A 16,403-nucleotide genomic window follows, 5' to 3' on the forward strand; every position below is an offset into this window, starting at 1 on the left:
CTTATTTTTTTAAAAGACGTGTAGGCATTTCAAACGCTTCATCTGTGAGTTTTTCTCCAGTTTTGGGATGCCTTACTGTTCTTAATGCCACAAAGTGGAATAAGAGAGGATTGATTGAATAAATCTCGTTAAGAATATCTCTTTCCTCTTCTGTAATAAATCCTTTTTCAACCAGATCAGTAGTTCGATAGATCCAATTGATTGCAGGTAGTGGATAATCAGAACCATACATTACACGTGAATGAAATTGCTTATTCTCAATCATTTCAATTAAAGGCTGGCTTAGTCTTTCGTAGATAATTAATGCCGATAAGTCAGTGAATAAGTTCTTTTCATATTTCTTTTCTTTGAAAAGACGCCAAAATAGATCTGAACATTCTGCTTGTACACCACCATTATCCAGATCGGCACACTTACCTCTTGAGGCTGCATGAGAGATAATTACATCAATTCCCATATCAAGTGCAGGACGAAGACGAAGAGGATTACCAAGCTCTTGAAACTTATCTCCTTCAACGGCCTTTTCTTCACCTGCATGAGAGATCAATGTCATGTCATATTTTTTCATCATCTTATAAAAAGGAAGAACTTTTTTATTTGATGGATCAATCCCCATGGCATTTGGAAGCCATTTTACAAATCGAACACCTTGAGCGGCCCATTTTTCAAGCTCCTCAAGTGCATCCTTACGATATGGATGAATCGAAGCAACCATTTTAAAATTGACAGGATTTTCTTTTACAACTTTAGCGATATATTCATTTGGAACATAAAACTCTGAGTGTTCTAAATCTATCGTGCCATCTAATTTATAGTGATAATCAAAAGCTAAAGCGTATGCTGGAATGAAATGAGGCTGATATCTCATCAATTCAGTTAAGCGTGCAATATATTGCTCATCGGCTTGTGATTCATCATCAACACCAGATGCCGTCATATAAACATTAAATCGATTATACTTAGACAGGTGATTAAACCAATCTTTCATATGTGGGTTAACCCAAATACCACTGCCACTATTTCCAAGGCCAACAATGTGTAAGTGAGTATCTCTTAATTTTTTTAAGTCTATTCCATCATATGATTTTTCGATGAATTCTCTTACGTGTTTAGGAAGCTTTTCGTATTCACTTGGTTCATAATCAAAATCTCCACCAAGCTTCCCATAGAGCAATGAACATGATGTCATTAATAGTGAGAGTGCAAGTAATAAAATTTTCTTCATTTAAAATAACCTTAAACCTTTCTTATAATCATATTTCAATTGTAGTAGCATACTAAAGTGATTGCGGTTAAATCGATCACGATTTCCCCCCAGAACCACATCATAAGTCCACTTATCTTTTTTAAATTGATTTAAAAAACCAACAAATGTTTTATCCTGTTTTGTTTTTTCAGACCAAGTACGGAAATGAATAATTCCAAATGTGTACTTATCACTATATTGATATGCGATGATATTTCTCATGATGTTTACAATATCATCTGATTGGATCTCAAGTGTATGAAGGGCATTTGCTACCTCACCCTTAAAGTCATAATCAAAGTAATCTCGTTGATAATCATTAATCATAACGAATTTCTTATATCCGAGAACACTATCAACTCTTAAATAAGAACGAGTTCCATCAGAGTCACAAACCTGAACATCACAATCAAAAGTATCTAACTCTTTTGAAGAGCGATAAACTTGTTCTGATCCTGCTACGAAACCAAGAATTGAAATAGGAAAGAATTCAATCTTTCCACCAATCGTATTAATGGTTCCACTTGTCGTAAAATAAGCGGCCTCGCGAAGAAAGCCATAGATTTGATCATTATGGCGCCAAAGCTCCTGGTTAGCTCCACCTTCAATACGAGCAGCAGCACCTAGAGCATAGGAGCGAAATCCAGCTCCAGCGTGGAGATCATATGTTGCATGTGAATTTAGGGATAAAAAAACTAAAACTAAGATAAAAAACTTATTTTTCATTAATCAACTCTTTTGCAATTTGTGAGATCTCGCGACCTCTTGGCGTACGTATTAAAAATCCTTCCTTAAGTAAGAAAGGCTCATAGACATCTTCAATTGTGGAACGATCTTCTGCAAGAGTCGCACAAAGAGCTTCAATACCAACTGGCCCGCCACCATAGTATTCTTGAATCACTTTTAAAATTCTTCGATCCATACGATCAAGTCCACGTTCATCAATCTCCATCATTTCAAGAGACTTCTTTACGTCATTGATATTTACATGTGATGAATCACGAACAATAGCAAAGTCCCTTACTCTTCTAAGAATTCGATTGGCAATTCGCGGAGTTCCCCTTGAGCACCTTGCCATTAAAAGCTCAGCGTCTTCATCAATTCCCAAGCTTAATTTCTTTGCATTATTAGAGATAATTTTAGCTAACTCTTCAGGTTGATAAAAATCAAAATGAAAGTGGGCCATAAAACGATCTCGAAGAGGATTTGATAATAAACCTGAACGAGTTGTTGCCCCAATTAAAGTAAAGGGAGCAATATCAATTTGCATTGTTCGTGCCGCAGCTCCATCTCCAATTACAATATCAAGTCGATAGTCTTCCATCGCTGAGTAAAGTATTTCTTCGACTGAGATATGCATGCGATGTATTTCATCAATAAAGAGAACATCTCTTGCTTCTAAATTAGTTAAGATAGCGGCGAGATCACCTTTCTTTTCAATGGCAGGCCCAGAGATAACGTGCAGATGACTCCCAAGTGCATTTGCAATAATCATGGCCAATGATGTTTTCCCAAGACCAGGAGGTCCCGATAAAAGAGCATGGTCCATAGATTGATTTCTCTTTACAGCAGAATTCACCATGACATCAATATTTTGAACAATCTTTTTTTGACCAATATATTCAGTAAAGTCTTTAGGCCTTAGAAGAACTTCTTTCTTTGTTTCCTCTTCACCTAGTTCAGGATCGAAAATTCGTTCATCAGACATTTAGACCTCTTTTAAAACGAGGTGAACTAATTGTTCAGCTCTAGTAATTTGATTCTCATCTAAGATTCTCTTAGCAAGAGGCATAACCTTATCTTCAGTAAAACCAAGTTCCTTACATGCCATTATGGCATCATTCATTAAAGCTGAATCATATGATGGTGTTGCATGAATTGTTTCTTCAATTATTTCGAGATTAAGAGTTGGCTGTATTACTGTATCTGGTACAGATGTAGCTGTTGCTGAAGCCTTAGAATACATTTTTATTTTTTGGGCTTTTCCACTTAAATCAAGAATGATTTGTGAAGCTGCCTTGGCACCAATGCCAGGAGCCTTTTGAAGTGTCTTCTTATTTTCAAAAAGAATTGCATCAATTATATTATCAACGCCAATACTCGTTACAAGAGCAAAAGCCCCTTTTGGACCAACACCTTTAACACTTAAGAGCATTTCAAATGCTTTCTTTTCACGAAGTGAGCGAAAACCAAAAAGTTCCTCACTCGCCTCTTTAACAATATGTGAAATAAAAATTGCAGCAATTGAACCTTCCGGTAGAACGTGCTGAAAATAAATTTGGTGTCCGACACCTGAAGGTGAAAATAATATCAACTCGTTTCCGTCACTGAAAACGACTTCTCCTTGCAATAGTCCAATCATAAAACCTACTTAGAAAATACTTCTTTTAATGTACGCGCTTTTGTACGTGTTGATTTTCCCTTTATTTTTGCTCTTTGTCCACGATTCAACGCGTGACATAAGGCTATAGCAAGGGCATCTGACTCATCATGTGACTTAAAAGTAATCTTGCCAAAAATCATCGATAAGGCCTTATCAACACCTTCTTTAGTTGCATGGCCATGACCAGTGACAGTAGATTTTATTAAGTTTGGTGAATATTCTGTGATTTTACCCTGATACTTCTCAGACAGACCTGCGATAAGTGCTCCACGAGCTTGGGCCAATTTTGATAAAGCAGGGACGCTCTTTACATAGATAAGAGATTCAATTGAGATTTCATCAGGTTTGTGAAGTGAAACAATATCTTTAATTGACATCGAGATAGTAGCGAGACGATCAAGAAATTCCGGTATCTTATCAAACTTTAAGACACCCGAGTCAATGTATTTAAATTTTCGCCCCTCAACTTCAATCACGGCCCAACCAGTGGTACGAGATCCTGGGTCAATTCCAAGAATATACATAACTCTTAGTATAAACGAAAAATTCGAATTTACGAGCGATCTACGCCTTTTATCATATGACCGATATAAAATACTGCTGATCCAATAATGAATTGATAAAGTTCGAGCATTTCATAATCACCTTTTTGCAATCCAGCAAAAAGACAGAGACCAACTGAGGCAAAACCTATTAATTGTAGTGCTAATCCTAACCAAAAAAACATAAATCAATGAATACGATGTAATTCTGAAATTGCCAATACTTAGTGTTAAAGATAATATAGATCGATGCAAAAAGAAGCTAAATTACTATATGCTCAGCCCGTTATTGAAAAACAGGTTGAAGTCCTCAAAGATGAGTGTAAATCCTTAAAGTCTAAGGGTATAACTCCTTGCTTAAAGGTAATCCTTGTTGGCAATAATCCAGGGAGCGTTATTTACACAAATAGTAAGAAAAAATTTGCAGAAAAAATTGGAGCTAATTGTGAGATCATCAATCTTGATGAATCCACAGGAGAAGAAGAGTTTCTAAAAGTCGTAAACGAATTCAATAATGATGATTTGGTTCACGGTATTCTTATTCAACTCCCACTACCAAAAAGCTTATCGCAAATTGATACCACAGATCTTGTTGTTCCTCATAAAGATGTCGATGGTTTTCATTATGAAAATGTCGCTAAACTTTATCGTGGTCAACTTGGTGAGACATCCATGATTCCATGTACTCCAAAAGGAATTGTGACCATGGCCAAGTATTATGGAATTGATTTTGCAGGTAAGAATGTTGTTATTGTTGGAAGAAGTCTTATCGTAGGAAAGCCTCTTTCTCTTCTACTATCCAATTTAAATGCAACAGTAACTTTAGCTCACTCAAAAACACAAAACCTAAAAGATTTAACTAAAACCGCAGATATAATCGTCACAGCAATCGGTTCTCCAAAACTATTCACAAAAGAATATTTTAGAGATGATAATTCTCAGATAATTTTTGATGTTGGAATCAATCGCAGTGAAGATGGAAAATTATGTGGAGATTGTGACTTTGCTAATATCAAAGATCAAGTTGCAGCAATAACACCTGTTCCAAAAGGTGTTGGGCCAATGACAATCTTTAGTGTTTCACAAAACCTCATTAGCGCGGCCAAAAAATAAAATACAAGGACATTTATGAAACAAACATCTCTAACACAGGCCCATCGCGACCTAAAAGCAAAAATGGCAGACTTCGCTGGTTATGAAATGCCTATTCAATATGCAGGAGTAAAGGCAGAAGTTGAAGCTGTAAGAAATAATATTGGTGTCTTTGATGTCTCACATATGGGTGAATTCTTTGTTGAGGGTAAAGACGCTATCACATTTGTTGACTATATCTTAACTAATGATTTTGCTGGTGCGCAAACAGGTAAAGCTGTGTACTCACCTCTTTGCCGCGAAGACGGAACTGTAGTCGATGATCTTATTGCTTATAAATTGGCCGATGAAAAGATTATGATTTGTGTTAACGCTGCAAATATAGAAAAGGACTGGAGTTGGATTTCCTCAAAAACCGATGGCTTTGATATTTCATTAACAAATAAATCAGATGATTATTCCCTATTAGCGATACAAGGACCAAAGACTGAAAAGGTACTTGCTTCACTAGGTTTTGAGTCCGTTACGAATGCACAATACTACTCAGCTTACGAAAGTGAATGGAGTGGTTGCGACGTTATTATGGCACGAACTGGATATACAGGAGAAGATGGTTTTGAAATTTTTGGAGGCCATGAAACAATTAAGAAATTATGGGCACAGCTTTTAAATGCTGATGTAACTCCATGTGGACTTGCATCTCGTGATGTGCTTAGACTAGAGGTATGTTATCCACTTTACGGCCATGAACTGAATGATGAGTTGACACCACTTGATGCAGCACTCAAATGGACTGTTAAACTTAAAAAAGAAAAGTTTATTGGAAAAGAAGCATTAGATGGATTAACTTCAAAGTATCGTCTAGTGAAGTTATCAATTGATAAAGGTATACCTAGAGAAGGTTATCCTATTTTAAATGAGCAAGATGAAGTTATTGGAAAAGTTACAAGTGGAACAATGTCAGTAACAAACTCCCAAGGTATCTGTCTTGGACTCGTACAAAGAGAACGTTTTCCAGAAAATAAAAAATTTAAAATACAAATTAGAAAGAATATTATAGATACTAATTACCATACAAAACCATTTGTTAGCGGAGGACATAAATAATGAACAACATTCCAACAGAACTAAAATATACTAAAGAACATGAGTGGGTAAAAGCAGAAGGTGATATCGTAACTGTTGGTATTACAGACTTCGCACAAAACTCTCTTGGTGATATTGTTTTCGTTGAACTTCCAGAAGTAGGACAAGAGTTTTCAAAAGATGATACTTTTGGTGTAGTTGAATCAATCAAGTCAGCAAGTGATCTTTATCTTCCAGTATCAGGTGTTGTAACAGAAGTTAATGAAGAGCTTCCTGATACACCAGATAGTCTTAACTCTGATCCATATGATTCATGGATGGTTAAAGTAAAAATGACAAATCAAGATGAGCTAAGTGACCTTTTAAGCAACGAAGATTACGAATCTCTGTGTCAAGAATAATTATTAGAAAATAACTTTTTCTATCATATCAAGGCCCTCTTATAGAGGGCTTTTTTGTATTTCAAACACTTACAAATTCAACATAAAAAATATTTCCATTACCACAATTTTTTCCTTTACGAATGAATGCTAAGGCCTCATACTCCCAATTCTCACTGATATCGAATAAATTGAGACGGGTATTAAATGCACAATAATCAAGAATCTATTCAGCTAATCAACACAGCAATCATTAAGGGTAAAGAAAGAAAGATCGATACTACTTATGAGGATAGATTAAGTCAGGCTTGCAACTCTTCAGCAATCGCAGCGATTTCAAATGCAATTGAACAATTAGCAGAAACTGATCGTATCTCTTACGATCAAGCAGCTATTAAAATTGTGGAAACTATCAAAGAGCTTGATCAAGTTTGGACTGACTATGTTCTTATGGAAGGTATCAACAATATCAAGAAAATGCTTAAAGGAAATACAAAGCACTAGTTCTTTGTAACGGCAAATCCCCAGTCAATATTTGCGAAACCATTTTTCACCATTCCAGCTGGTGGATTTGGAAAAGGTCCTGCTTTATTAAAGGATTCAACCGCTGCATCATCTAGGTCTTTTACTCCAGACGAGCCTTGAACAATAACATTAACAATGTGACCTTTTTCATTTAAAACAACGCGCACATTTGTTAGAAATTTACTTCCTGCTGGGCCTCTGCGGTTTTGACGATAGATCGCCTCCATCTTCTCTCTTAAAGTGCTGCCCCAGTGCTGCTCTAGTTGTTGCTTTATTCGAAAGTAGAAACCGTAATACTTATACTCTGTTGTATTTAGCTTAGTGATATCCCCTAATTTAATATCTTCTAAATGGTCATTTGAGCTAGCAATCCCGCGACTATTCTCTGCGCCTGTTTTTGTACCTTTAACTAGGTTTTGATCTTTTTCTAAAGAGGTATTTTGCGATACTGCAAAGTCTTGAAAACTAATACGTCCTGTTTTTGACTTCGTTAACTTTCTCTTATTTTGCTTCTTTGCTTTCTTCCCTTGAGCCTTTTGGTCAACTTTAGCATTACCAAGGCCCCCAAGATTAAAAGAATCCACAACTTTTGCCTTCGTCTCTCGGTCAACTTTATTATTAGTTTCACTAAGAAACTTGGCCTTATCAGCGAGTTCCTGATTGGCCTTTGCTGTAGTGACAATCTGTCGGGCCTTATTATTTAACTTAAGACGAATGCGTTGAGGCTCTTTCTTATCGAGCTTAGGCAGAGAGAGCATACTCAGAGAAGTCATTTTGGAAGGCATCATCACAAGATGCACAAGCAGCGATGCAGCGATCGCTAGATAGATATAAGTTCTGTGTTTTTTATGAACTAATTCCAAAAAAGGCTCCGAGAAGATGCGCTTTATGCGCTCTTATTATGTCTTCTCGGATAAAATAGCGGAATATTTACGACAAATTTTAATTAATTGTTAAAGAAATCGTCATCTTCTAGGATCGCTCCAGATTCCTGACTATTTTCCTCTTTTTTAAAGTAGTTATTCTTTGAATTTGAACCTGGCTCTGTTCCCTCAACAAAACTTTCCAAAAACTTAGGCCCTGATCCAGTTGCAAGCTCACCAGTTTTCTTATCAATAGAAACATTTACGATTCCAGGAGGCATTTGGAAGTCACGCTCACCATAGATTTGAATTGAGCGCTTCATGTATTCATTCCAAATAGGAAGAGAAGCTTTTGTTCCCGTCTCTGGCCAACCCATAGATCGATTGTCATCCATCCCTGTCCAAACACCAGTTACAATATTTTGAGAGAAACCAAGAAACCATGCATCCACATAACTACTTGTGGTTCCAGTCTTACCACCTATGAATTGACTTGTACTAAGTGCTCGACGTCCAGTTCCGTAATGCACGACACCCTTTAAGAGATTCGTCATAATATAGGCCAGACGTGGGTCATAGACTTGTTCTTCATTTAAATTTAATAGATATGGATTAACAGCTTCTTTTTCAAATTCATTATGCTCTTTTCCATTTTCATTTTTTTCACGAACATTTTCTGGACGATTTTCATCCTTTGACTCCCTTGCTAACTTTTCAAGCTCAAGCTTTGATTGAGTCGCAAAATCATCTTGAAAGAAGTACTCCTTACCATTTCGATCTGTAATTGAAATAATCGACTTTGGTAGAACCTTCTTTCCACCATTTGGAAAGATTGAATATGCTCGAATCATTTCAAGTAGTGTTACTCCAAATGATCCTAAAGATATTGAAAGATCATTTGGCATATCAGCATGAAAATCAATACGATCTAAGAAGTTAAAGATTTTATCCATCCCTAAATCAAGGGCCAGCTTAATTGTTGGTATATTACGACTATGTTCAAGAGCTTCCCTTAAGGTCATAGGCCCTTTAAACTTACCATCATAATTTCTCGGCTTCCAATTTAACTCTTGATTAGCACCACCAAGGGCCTCCGGTGTGTCGAGAATGATTGTATTAGGAAGGTAACCATTTTCTAAAGCGGCTGCAAAGAGAAGAGGCTTAAATGCAGAACCTGGCTGACGCTTTGATTGTAAGGCACGATTAAACTCACTCTTGTCAAAGTCTACACCTCCGACCATTGAAACAACTTCACCAGTGAATGGATTTAAACTCATCAGTGCTGCTTGAACCTCAGGCTCCTGTTCTAGAGCACACATCAAATAATTTTGATCCTTTAGGTGCTTATAATCCTTCATGCGCCTAAAATCATCACGATAAGTTTTATAAATTGTATTCTCTAGCTTAGTACTAAAGTCAGTGATGCGAACTTGGATAACGTCACCCTTTTTAAGGATCGTATTTGGATTTTTAACATATCCCCAATATTTAACATTATCAGTAATCGCTCTTTCGTGCGCCCAACGATAATGATGATAAGGTATTACGCCAGTTACCCCACCGACAGAAATAATTATATTTCTCATACGGCTATCAAGACGAAGAACGACAGCTTTATAAAGCTTGTCTTTTTCTAAGTATTTAAGAAGTTGGTCTTCACTATTATAACCAGTGTAAAAACGTGAAGAATATAGTTTAGACATCTGTTCCTGAGTAAACTCTTTAAGAACCTCTAACTCATCTTCTTGCATTTGAATTTCATATTCTCTTTCATTATCTTCAGTCAGAGTAAAGTAATTAGACTTATCTTTATAAAGGTCCTTTCTAAACTTTTCGATATATTCATCTAGCTTTTCAAGATCGATATGACCAACAGGACCTTTATATCCTTGTCTCTTATCAATTTCTTTCGCCCCTTCTAAAATACTTTCTTCGGCAGTTTTTTGAAGTTCGTAATTAAGAGTCGTTTGAACTGTAAACCCATTAGTTAAGAAGTTCTCCTCGCCAACGATATCAATTGCTTGACGACGTACCCAATCAGTAAAATAGCCAGCTAAAAAAGGACTATTCTTACGTAGTTGATATTTAATCTTTTCTTGTAAAGCTTCTTGATATTCTTCTTTTGTAATTTTCTTATTAGCAAACATCCTACCTAGAACATAGGCTTGTCTTGTTTTTGCATGTTGAGGATTTCGATAAGGAGAATACTTTCCAGGAGCAACTAAAAGTCCAGCAATAAGAGCGGACTCTGCGACTGTGGCCTCACTTAATTCCTTATTAAAGTAACCTTCAAAAGCAGATTTAATTCCGTAATATCCTCCACCTAGATACACTTGATTAAGATATAAATAGAGAATCTCTTTCTTATTAAAACGTTTCTCAATTTTTTGTGCCAAAAGAAAGTCTTTTATCTTACGAGTTATTGATCTTTCTGAAGTTAAAAGAAGTGATTTTGCGACCTGCTGAGTAATCGTTGAACCACCTTGTACAACACGTCCGGCCTTGATATTGGCAACAAATGCACGAAGAACACCGACGTAATCAACACCTTCGTGTTCGTAGAAGTTTGAGTCCTCTGCTGATAAAAAAGCATCAACAACTCTTGGCGGGATATCATCAAACTCAACTAACTCTCGGTTTTGTTTTCCTATATTATAAAGTATCACACCATCTTTAGATAATATCTTTGATTTAATTGGTGGATTATAATCTGCAAGGCTACTGATTTTTGGCAGTGTAAATGAAAAGTACACTAAGACAGAAAAGCAAGCGAGTCCTCCAATCAAAACTAGAAAGGACATTAAGACGACTAATCGTTTAAAATATTTCATAAATTCTCTTTTATTATTTCACACTTCTTAACTAAGCTGTAATTTTGCTTTGGCATATTGATTTGAACCATTTTACCATTTATATGATTTTTAGAAACCGATAACTTTTTATCATATGAGAAGAAAAAAACTTTATTTGCAATTAAAGGTGAACCCTTTTTTAGATCGACTTTATAAGCACCGTTCATAATTAATTTATTCAATTTAATATTATTTCTTATATTGCTATCGATATCACCTTTAGTATCAAAGGAAATTGTTTTATCTTTCGGCTTTGCAAGATAGAGGGCCACCGTTGAGCGCTTAATCGCTCTCTTAGAAAGAGAAAGCTCTTCGAGCATATCATCAATATCCTCTTTATCTTTAAGTCTGAAGAATTTCCACTTAACAAGTTCAGGCTTCTTAGTCTGGGAAAAGAGGGCTGCCACAACAGCAGACTTCCCTAGGCCAGCTACAAAATTAATTTTCACATCACTCTTTAGTAAACAAGAAACGTAGTCCATCACATCGGTATTATAAGATGAATTTGGACCGATAATAATTCCAGCAGTCTGAATTCTTTCAACCTCTTCAACAACGCTTTCACTTGCAACTTGTCCTGGGCCATATTCCGTATAAGAGGACTTCTCATCTACATCTGGAACAACCTGCTGATCATCGGTATCAACGGAGATGGTAACAACTCTATCCTCACTAGTTGCGCGCTCCTTTGTTTGGCATGTATTACTTAATAAAAGTAAGACGAGAAATGTTAAGATGAAATTTATCTTATTCAATCTCTTTTTCTTCCAGCTTATCTGTGAGTTCTAGAACTTTTTTCTCAACTTTTTCAAGGTAGCCTTTACTATCAGTATATAGTTTCACTCCCTCTTCAAAGTTCTTTAAGCTATCGTCTAAAGTTAACTCACCAGACTCAAGCCCATGAACTAGTTCCTCTAATCTTTGTAGGTTTTTTTCAATATCAATCTTCTTGGCCATATTTCACCGTGTCATTTTTTCAACATTAATAGATCTTCAATGACATAATATTCCCATACTTTACGTATTCTTTAAATAAAAATGCGTAATAATGGACACTTACATCATGGGTCAATTTTACCTATGTAGGTAATTTGGCACCTCGGTTGATATAGTAGAAGAAGAATTTGCCAGGAGGGCAGATGAAAGAATTATGGGTACCGCTATCCGGTGCAATCGCACAACAACAGAAAGTTGATACAATTGCCAATAATGTTGCAAATGCCAACACGCCAGGCTTTAAAAAAGATCAACTCGCATTCAAAGAGTATCTAACGGCCCTCGATAAAGGGACGCAGGATATCGACTTGCCTAATAAAGAATGGGCGCCAGAAGACTTCTACCGTAGTTATGGAGCAGAACATGCAATGGTAAAAGTAGATGGCTCATATACAAACTTTAAGCAAGGGACGCTCTCTCCTACAAGTAATCCACTCGATATTGGACTACGAGGAAAGGGATTTCTAACCATCGATACTCCAAAAGGTATTCGCTATACACGAAGAGGAACTCTTTCATTACGACAAGATGGAATCCTAACGACACAAGAAGGATATCCTGTCATTGGCCGTGATGATAATGAGCCAATTGCAATCCCACCTGGGACAAAGAATATTACCATCGCATTAGATGGAGCAGTTTATGCCAATAATAATCAAGTTGGTGCACTTAATATTGCTGAATTCAATGATATTCATGCCCTAAGGAAAGAAGGGAACTCATTATTTGTGAATAATAATGAGGGCAATCTAAAAGAACAAACAAACACATCAATCCATCAAGGCTTTGTGGAACAATCAAATGTTAATGCTGTTTCTGAAATGTCAGACCTTATTAAGGCGCACAGACATTTCGATTCAATTCAAAAAGCAATTAAAACTTATGATTCAATTAGCTCTAAAGCAGTTAATGAGATGATTAAATTCTGAGGTAATATGAAGAACTTTATACTATTTATTACATTTCTATTCATGGCCCGTTACTCATTTGGAATGATGAAGGCACTCGATATTTCAGCAACAGGTATGGCCACACAAGAGATGCACGTTAATACGATATCTAACAACGTGGCAAACCTAAATACAATTGGCTATAAAAAACAAAGAGCTGAATCTCAAGAGCTTATGTATGAAACAATCAAGGAAGCTGGATCGAGATCAGATGCTAATTCTAACTACACTATTGGTGTACAAGTTGGTTCTGGCTCTAAGATCAGTGGAGTAAGAAAAGTATTTTCTGCTGGTGCTCCTAAAGTAACAAATAACCCATTTGATCTTATGATCAATGGTGATGGCTTTTTCGGCATTATTAAACCAAATGGAGAACTTCGTTTTACTAGAGATGGTGCTTTTAATGTAAATGCTCAAGGACAACTAGTTACAAAAGAAGGCTATCAAGTATTTCCTGGAATAACATTTCCTCCAGGTGTTGCAAGCGTCAGCATTGGAAATGACGGAACATGTGAAGCCTACTTTACAGGACAAGTTGAACCACAAAACGTAGGACAAATTCCAGTTTTTACATTCGTAAATAATCCGGGACTACACTCTGACGGAAATAACCTTTATCGCCAAACAACGGCCAGTGGACAACCGATCCAAGGAATTGCAGGCGTAAACAATACAGGATCACTACAACAAGGTGCCCTAGAGATGGCAAATGTTAGTCTTATGAATGAGATGACTGATCTAATCAAGGCACAAAGAGCATATGAAATGAACTCTAAAGTAATGGGTGTTGCTGACCAAATGCTACAAACAGTTAATAACATCACAAGGTAATAAGGTTAATACGAAAAGATGATTAAAAAATTAATTATTCCATTCTTATTCACTTCATTAACAAGCTCGATGACAAGTGCTTGTAAAGTATCATTTGCTGATAAAGTATATCGTGTAAACAACGCAAGAGTGACATTCACTCAACAAGGTTGTAACCGCAGTCAGATTGAAATCTTAAATGAAATCCTTCAAGAAGTGACTGGAAACTTAAACCTTCATCATAGTCGTGAGCTAGCGCAAAATCAGATTCAATTAATGACTAAAGAAACGGTTTTTGTAAGTCTTGAAGACAGTATAAAAAATCAATTTTCGATACCTCATAACTGGAAAGTAGAATTCCACTCAAGAAAACCTCTCGAATCTATTTCTGTAGATCGACTAACTTCATTAGAGTTTGCATGTAATCAATGTAAAAAGCTCGGAAGGAATAAAGTTAAAATCACATATGACAACAAAATAAAATGGCTAGATATAGAAGTAAAAAAACCTGTAAAAGCTGTTGTTGCAACTAATGAGATAAACTTAAGTTACAAGTCTATTGATAAAAACAATGTAAAGAAGAAAACAATTTATACAACAGATGAAAAAGCAGTTTTTAAAAACATCGAAGAGATTCCATTTTATAAATCAAATAAAGTGATCTCTCCGGGTGAAGTAATTAAAAAGAGAGACCTCACTCCAATAAACTTAGTATCTTTTGGTGTGCCAGTTAAAGTCACACTTATAAATAACGGAATTAAATTATCAGGGACAGGTACGCCATTATCTGTTGGTAAGCTAGAAGACTTTATTAAAGTTAAAAATGTGAAAACCAACAAAGTGTATACAGCAAAGGTCGTCGGTCTCAACGAAGTAAAGGTTGAATTATGAGATTGTATTTATTATTAGTTTTTTCATTGATGACTACTTCATGTGCTAACTACATCAGTAAAATGTACACAGAACTTGATGGGCCACAAAGAAGACAGGTAGAGCAACAACGTCGTGCAAATGCAGATAGTAAATTTGACCAATATCGCAGATCGAGAAGAAGTGCAGATGCACCACAAGACAGAAGAAGCCTTACTTCAACGACTCGAGCAAATGTACAACCCCAGGTTAAAAGACAATATTCTAAAACAGTAAGTCCTCGAGTTACTGCAAGTAATTTTTATGACAATAGAAATGATGGAAGCCTTTGGGCCGGTGACGGTAACGAGAATTACCTTTTCACAAAAAATAAATGGAAAAGAAATGGAGACATTATTTTAGTTAATGTTCAAACACGTTTAAAAAATGAAATTACAATGGAATTAAAACGTGCTTTTCCACCAATTCCTAAACTTGGCGCAACACCGAATAAAGAAGGTGAACAACAGGCTGGACAACAACAAGCTGCCGCTGAAGGTGCTGGCGATGATGAAGACAAAAGCGCAGACAGCAAGATTCACGATAAGATCTCTGGGGTTATTGTAGAAGAAATCAGTCGTGATCACCTATTAGTACGTGGTCAGAAAAATGTATTATTTAAAAATCGTAAACACTTAATTGAGCTACAGGCACTCATCTCTCGTAAAGATATTAATGAAGATGACACTGTAAATTCGACAAAGTTCTTAGAAAGCTCTGTTACAGTATTGAGGTAATAAATGTTTAAAAAGCTAATTTTTGGATTAATTCTTCTTTCATTTGGAACGCATGTCGATGCAAAGATGAGTCGATTAAAGGACCTTGTCGATGTAAAGGGTGTTCGTAAGAACCCTATCGTTGGGTACGGACTTGTCGTCGGTCTTAATGGAACTGGAGATGGTGGTGGAGAAATTACGAATACATCACTAAAGCGTATGTTTCAAAAGCTTGGACTGAATCCACAAAATGAAATCAGCTCAAAAAATGTCGCAGCAGTTATTGTAACAGCACAATTGCCATCATTTAGCCGTGTCGGTCAAAAAATAGATGTAACGATCTCTTCAATTGGAGATGCTTCATCACTAGCTGGGGGGACTCTTTTAATCACTCCACTAAAAGGTGGTGATGGAAATGTTTACGCTGTAGCAAATGGCCCGATCTCTATCGGTGGCCTTGATAAGGGAAAGAAGTTTGCAACAACTGGCCTAATTCCACACGGTGCCACAGTAGAGCGTGAACTGAAGTTAAATTTCGACAAAAAGAAGTCATTACGTCTTGCTCTAAAAAACCCAGACTTTACGACAGCTGCTCGAATTGAAAAAACAATCAACCAAGAACTTGGTGGAAAATATGCAATAGCAAAAGACTCAAATACTGTGGATATCATCATCCCTATTCAGTATCAGAGAAAAATAGTTCAGCTTCTAGCAATCATTGAGAATTTTCGAGTTCACACTGATCGCATTGCAAAAATTATCATCAATGAACGTACTGGTACAATTGTTGCCGGCGGAGATATTGCTGTAAAACCTGTAGCGATCTCACACGGCGGGCTAAATATCCAAGTAAATAACCAGGATAAAGAAGGCACGCCTGAAAATGTAAAATTTGTGGATAAGTCCACAACGCTTAATGAATTAGTGAAGAGCTTAAATGCTCTTGGTGCAACACCGGAAGACCTTATTTCGATATTTCAAGCACTTAAGCGAAATGGTGCTCTAATTGGAGAAATTGAGTTAATTTAAGTTTGCATGTCAAATAGCATTTTT

Annotated in this window: 18 protein-coding genes; 9 read left to right on the forward strand and 9 right to left on the reverse strand. The window is 36.3% G+C overall.

Translation table 11 applies throughout. The features are described 5' to 3' along the window. Nucleotide 1 precedes the first annotated feature (1 nt). From BALOs_RS14520 to ruvC, 5 genes are read right to left on the reverse strand one after another with little or no spacing between them, the layout of a single operon-like run. Complete coding sequence (locus tag BALOs_RS14520; protein ID WP_120405582.1) at nt 2-1,225, reverse strand: amidohydrolase family protein; 1,224 nt, start codon at nt 1,223-1,225, stop codon at nt 2-4. Beyond that, nucleotides 1,226-1,972, reverse strand: a complete 747-nt coding sequence (locus tag BALOs_RS14525; protein ID WP_120405583.1) for a hypothetical protein — start codon at nt 1,970-1,972, stop codon at nt 1,226-1,228. It abuts the gene before it with no gap. Continuing rightward, nucleotides 1,962-2,954, reverse strand: coding sequence for a Holliday junction branch migration DNA helicase RuvB (ruvB, locus tag BALOs_RS14530; protein ID WP_114705897.1), 993 nt, complete (start codon nt 2,952-2,954; stop codon nt 1,962-1,964). Before ruvB ends, BALOs_RS14525 begins: the two co-directional genes overlap by 11 nt. After that, on the reverse strand, nt 2,955-3,608 hold the full coding sequence (ruvA, locus tag BALOs_RS14535) for a Holliday junction branch migration protein RuvA (protein ID WP_114705898.1): 654 nt from the start codon (nt 3,606-3,608) through the stop codon (nt 2,955-2,957). It lies immediately after the preceding gene. Between the two features lie 5 nt (nt 3,609-3,613). Beyond that, entirely contained in the window at nt 3,614-4,153 is a 540-nt protein-coding gene (gene ruvC / locus BALOs_RS14540) for a crossover junction endodeoxyribonuclease RuvC (RefSeq protein ID WP_114705899.1), read from the reverse strand. Between the two features lie 267 nt (nt 4,154-4,420). Between ruvC and BALOs_RS14545 the strand changes: the two genes are divergently transcribed. The 4 genes from BALOs_RS14545 (at nt 4,421) to BALOs_RS14560 (ending at nt 7,233) form a co-directional block, all read left to right on the forward strand. Next, nucleotides 4,421-5,284: a bifunctional 5,10-methylenetetrahydrofolate dehydrogenase/5,10-methenyltetrahydrofolate cyclohydrolase gene (locus BALOs_RS14545; RefSeq protein WP_120405584.1), complete on the forward strand. Its 864-nt coding sequence runs from the start codon at nt 4,421-4,423 to the stop codon at nt 5,282-5,284. A gap of 15 nt (nt 5,285-5,299) precedes the next feature. Beyond that, complete coding sequence (gene gcvT / locus BALOs_RS14550; protein ID WP_120405585.1) at nt 5,300-6,370, forward strand: glycine cleavage system aminomethyltransferase GcvT; 1,071 nt, start codon at nt 5,300-5,302, stop codon at nt 6,368-6,370. Beyond that, nucleotides 6,370-6,750 carry a glycine cleavage system protein GcvH gene (gcvH, locus tag BALOs_RS14555; protein ID WP_120405586.1) on the forward strand — a complete coding sequence of 127 codons (381 nt, stop codon included), beginning with the start codon at nt 6,370-6,372 and terminating at the stop codon, nt 6,748-6,750. Before gcvT ends, gcvH begins: the two co-directional genes overlap by 1 nt. Before the next feature lie 186 nt (nt 6,751-6,936). After that, complete coding sequence (locus BALOs_RS14560) at nt 6,937-7,233, forward strand: hypothetical protein (protein ID WP_114705903.1); 297 nt, start codon at nt 6,937-6,939, stop codon at nt 7,231-7,233. Here the strand turns inward: BALOs_RS14560 and BALOs_RS14565 are convergent. From BALOs_RS14565 to xseB, 4 genes are all read right to left on the reverse strand, one after another. Continuing rightward, nucleotides 7,230-8,117, reverse strand: a complete 888-nt coding sequence (locus BALOs_RS14565; protein WP_120405587.1) for a TonB family protein — start codon at nt 8,115-8,117, stop codon at nt 7,230-7,232. The two genes, BALOs_RS14560 and BALOs_RS14565, sit on opposite strands and share 4 nt — an antisense overlap. An 83-nt stretch (nt 8,118-8,200) precedes the next feature. Then, nucleotides 8,201-10,948 (reverse strand): penicillin-binding protein 1A, encoded by a 2,748-nt coding sequence (locus BALOs_RS14570; RefSeq protein ID WP_120405588.1) that lies wholly within the window; start codon nt 10,946-10,948, stop codon nt 8,201-8,203. Then, nucleotides 10,945-11,724 (reverse strand): hypothetical protein, encoded by a 780-nt coding sequence (locus BALOs_RS14575; protein WP_120405589.1) that lies wholly within the window; start codon nt 11,722-11,724, stop codon nt 10,945-10,947. Before BALOs_RS14575 ends, BALOs_RS14570 begins: the two co-directional genes overlap by 4 nt. Continuing rightward, nucleotides 11,717-11,926, reverse strand: coding sequence for an exodeoxyribonuclease VII small subunit (gene xseB, locus BALOs_RS14580; RefSeq protein WP_162929716.1), 210 nt, complete (start codon nt 11,924-11,926; stop codon nt 11,717-11,719). The genes BALOs_RS14575 and xseB overlap by 8 nt, the downstream gene beginning before the upstream one ends. Before the next feature lie 182 nt (nt 11,927-12,108). Here xseB and flgF point away from each other — a divergent pair, with 182 nt between their 5' ends. Genes flgF through BALOs_RS14605 form a run of 5 tightly spaced genes read left to right on the forward strand, consistent with a single transcriptional unit; the run spans nt 12,109 to nt 16,379 of the window. Next, complete coding sequence (flgF, locus tag BALOs_RS14585; RefSeq protein ID WP_114705907.1) at nt 12,109-12,894, forward strand: flagellar basal-body rod protein FlgF; 786 nt, start codon at nt 12,109-12,111, stop codon at nt 12,892-12,894. A 6-nt stretch (nt 12,895-12,900) separates the two neighbouring features. Continuing rightward, the gene (flgG, locus tag BALOs_RS14590; protein ID WP_233500235.1) at nt 12,901-13,746 is read left to right on the forward strand and encodes a flagellar basal-body rod protein FlgG; all 846 of its coding nucleotides are present in this window, start codon (nt 12,901-12,903) and stop codon (nt 13,744-13,746) included. An 18-nt stretch (nt 13,747-13,764) separates the two neighbouring features. Beyond that, a complete protein-coding gene (gene flgA / locus BALOs_RS14595) occupies nt 13,765-14,616 on the forward strand; it encodes a flagellar basal body P-ring formation chaperone FlgA (protein WP_114705908.1) in 852 nt (283 codons plus the stop codon). After that, complete coding sequence (locus BALOs_RS14600; protein WP_114705909.1) at nt 14,613-15,371, forward strand: flagellar basal body L-ring protein FlgH; 759 nt, start codon at nt 14,613-14,615, stop codon at nt 15,369-15,371. The genes flgA and BALOs_RS14600 overlap by 4 nt, the downstream gene beginning before the upstream one ends. 3 nt (nt 15,372-15,374) lie before the next feature. Then, on the forward strand, nt 15,375-16,379 hold the full coding sequence (locus tag BALOs_RS14605; protein WP_114705910.1) for a flagellar basal body P-ring protein FlgI: 1,005 nt from the start codon (nt 15,375-15,377) through the stop codon (nt 16,377-16,379). The last annotated feature ends 24 nt before the right edge of the window (nt 16,380-16,403 follow it).

It is taken from the genome of Halobacteriovorax sp. BALOs_7 (genome assembly GCF_003612895.1).
Classification (GTDB): domain Bacteria; phylum Bdellovibrionota; class Bacteriovoracia; order Bacteriovoracales; family Bacteriovoracaceae; genus Halobacteriovorax_A; species Halobacteriovorax_A vibrionivorans.